Here is a 2,952-nt window from a genome sequence, read left to right as displayed (position 1 = left end):
TTCCGTGGCCTGCGCATGGTTCACGAGGGTGGCGCCATGGAACGCCGCGGTGCGCGCGATGCTGAGCGTGAGGCGGGCATCGTCGACGCGGGCGTCGAAGTACAGGAATCCGCCGAGGAGCTGCTCCTCATTCAAGGTGGGGCAGTGCGACAGCACTTCGGCCTTCGTCAGCTTTTGGTGCAGGATGCCTTCGCGCCAGCCACCGGCGAGGTCGTAAGTCCACAACAGGCTTTCAAAGGCCTTGGCGAGCCGCTTGTCGAACACACCGCCGCGCTCCATGACCGGGAACAGGAACGGCAAGCGCTGCACCAGATGGCGCGCGTTGCGGCGCAGGCGCTGGCGCTCAAGCAGGGAACGGTGCACCAGACCGAGGTTGCCCTGTTCGATGTAGCGCAGGCCGCCGTGCACCATCTTCGACGACTTGGACGAGGTGCCGGACGCGAAATCGCTTTTCTCCACCAGCGCCACGCGGTAGCCGCGCAGGCTCGCGTCCAGCGCGGCGTAAGCGCCGGTGACGCCGCCGCCGATGATCAGCACGTCGAACGTTTCGCTCGCCAGCCGGTCGAGTTGTTGCGCACGCACCCAGCGCAAGGGCTCGGTGCCGGTCATGGCCGCGCGTTCGCGGATCGTGCTGCGCGATGGCAGAGGCATCATGGGTCTCGTTTCTCCGGTTCAATGCGTGGCGGCAAAAGCGGCGGCGTGCCCGAGTTCGCAGGCCACGCGCGCATGCCAGAGCGCGCGGCGCCGGGCCCGTTCGTCGGCGCCGATGGCCGGCTCGAACACGGCGTCGGCGGCGATCGTGCTGCGCGCCTGTTGCAGCGAATCCCACAGCAGACCCGTGGACCCCGCGAGGTAGGCGACGCCGCGCAGGCTCGCGCGGGCGGTCTCCTGCGTCCGCCGGATGGGCAGGCCGGTCAGGTCGGCCTGCATCTGCAGCAGCGCGTCGCTGCCGGACAGGCCGCCACCGACCACGAGGTCGGTGGCCAGGACACCGGCGGTGTCGCCATTGGCCTGCACGCAGGACGCGACGGAGTGCGCAATGCCCTCGAGAATGGCGTAGGCGAGTTCGGCCTGCGTGGTCGCCAGCGACACGCCGGTCAGCGCGGCGCGCGCGGCAGGCTGCATTTGCGGTACGCGCAGGCCCGTGAGCGCGGGGATGAAGGTCACGCCGCGCGCGCAGGAGACGGTCGCGGCGAGCGCGCTGATTTGCCTGGCGTTCTCGAACCAGCGCAATTTTTCGCAGATCCGGTCAAGCGCCGACCCGGTGGTCGCCACAAAGGTCTCCACCGAGAAATGCGATACGCCGTGGTGCCGGCGCGCCGTCATCGTCAGCGTGCCGTCGCACGCGCCGCTGCGCGCCGGCAGCGCGTTGCCGATGAGCAGATCGACGAAACTGCCGGTGCCGTGCAGGCACATGGACTGGCCGGCGTCCAGGCAGCCGAGCCCGACCGCACCGGCGAGCTGGTCGCCCGCGCAGGCCAGGATCGGCACGTCGATTCCGAGCAACTCCCTGCGCGTGCGGCCAAAGTCATCGACGTCCTCACGCAGCGCCGGCAAGAGCTCCTGCGGAAAGCCCAATGCGTCGATCCAGTCCAGGCAGTAGCGGTGCTCGGACAGCATGTAGGCGTTGCACGACGTGGCGTTGGTCGGCGTGCTCACGCTGGCGCGCTGCGTCGACAGATGCCAGAGCAGCCAGCCGTCCACCGTGCCGAAGGCCAGGCGCCGCCTGCGCCAGGCCTCGGCGACAGCCGGGGTCTCCAGCAGATGCCGGGCGGCCCACAGGTACGGCGAGCGCACGCCGCTCGGACGGCCGACGGCGGGGCGCAGCCGCGGATCCCATGCCCGCGCCAGGCGCTCGAGATCGGCGGCATGGCGCGTGTCTTGCCAAACCATGGCGGGCACCAGCGCGCGGCCGGTCTGCGTATCCCACAGGACGGCGGTCGCCCTCTGGGTGGTGATGGCCGCTGCGACCACGTTCAGCCTCTCGCGCGCCGCCTGCGCGAGGGTCGCGCGCGCGACGTCGAGCGTCCTGTCGAGCAGGGTATTCGCATCCTGCTCGACCACGCCGGGGCGGGGCGAATCGACGCGCAGCGCCGTGTATTCGAGGCACGCGACCCGGCCGTCGGCGCCCACGACCGCGGCGCGTGTTCCGGAGGTTCCCTCGTCGATCGCGAGAATGACGTGCCGGCCCTGCGTCATGGCGCAGACTTCCCGACGGCGGGGTGCACGAGGCCGGAGCGCTGCGCGCAGGGATCGTCCTCGAACTGCGGGGCGCCGGGCTCGTTGTCGGGATGGACCGTCGTGCGCGTGGGATCCCAGTCGATCGAGAAGCAGACGATGCTGGCGAGCAGCGGAACGACGGAGAGGATCAGAAAGGTGGTCTCGAGCCCATACTTCGCGCGAAACAGCGGAAAGATCAGCAGGCCCAGCGCGGCGCCGGTGGATCCGAGCGCGCCGATGATGCCATTCGCGCCCGCCCGCAGTTCGCTGCGGAACGACAACGAGGACAGGCTCTTGCCATTCGCGCCCGGGCCGCCGGAGTGAAAGAGGATGAACAGCGAGGGGACGACGACGGCCGCCCACATGGGCATTTTTCCATGCAGCAGACCCAGGATCAGCAGCATCGCGAATACCGCCGCGAAGCCGAATGCCGAGGCGCGGCGCAGACCCAGCCTGCGGCCGATGAGCGGCGACAGAAAGCCACCGAAGATGCCGCACAGGTTGAATACCAGCGCCCCGGTGGTGGCGTAGACGAAGCCCTTGCCGAACAGGGCCGCGCTGATCAGGGGAAGGTACCAGCCGACCGCGAAATACTGGATCGACTGCGCAATCTGCACGGTGGCCGCGAGGAGGGTGCGGGGCAGGTAGACGCCGCGGAAAATCAGCAGCACGTTCGCCAGGCCCCGGCGCGCCTGGTTCGTCACCGGCACCCGCTCGGCGGGCGGCGCGGCG

3 protein-coding genes are annotated in these 2,952 nt (G+C 69.9%); all 3 read right to left on the bottom strand.

Annotated features, from left to right (window positions below):
* On the bottom strand, positions 1-654 hold a 654-nt coding region (locus tag VTU_RS0117500), incomplete at its 3' end, for an FAD-dependent oxidoreductase (protein WP_010106553.1).
* 18 nt (positions 655-672) lie between these two features.
* Positions 673-2,199, bottom strand: a complete 1,527-nt coding sequence (locus tag VTU_RS0117495) for an FGGY family carbohydrate kinase (RefSeq protein ID WP_010106552.1) — start codon at positions 2,197-2,199, stop codon at positions 673-675.
* Positions 2,196-2,952 (bottom strand): MFS transporter (locus tag VTU_RS27925; RefSeq protein WP_010106551.1); only part of this gene is annotated, 757 nt, incomplete at its 5' end. The genes VTU_RS0117495 and VTU_RS27925, both read right to left, overlap by 4 nt.

The sequence above is a fragment of the Verminephrobacter aporrectodeae subsp. tuberculatae At4 genome, from assembly GCF_000193225.1.
Taxonomy (GTDB): domain Bacteria; phylum Pseudomonadota; class Gammaproteobacteria; order Burkholderiales; family Burkholderiaceae_C; genus Acidovorax; species Acidovorax aporrectodeae.
This window is presented reverse-complemented; position numbering and strand designations above follow the sequence as displayed.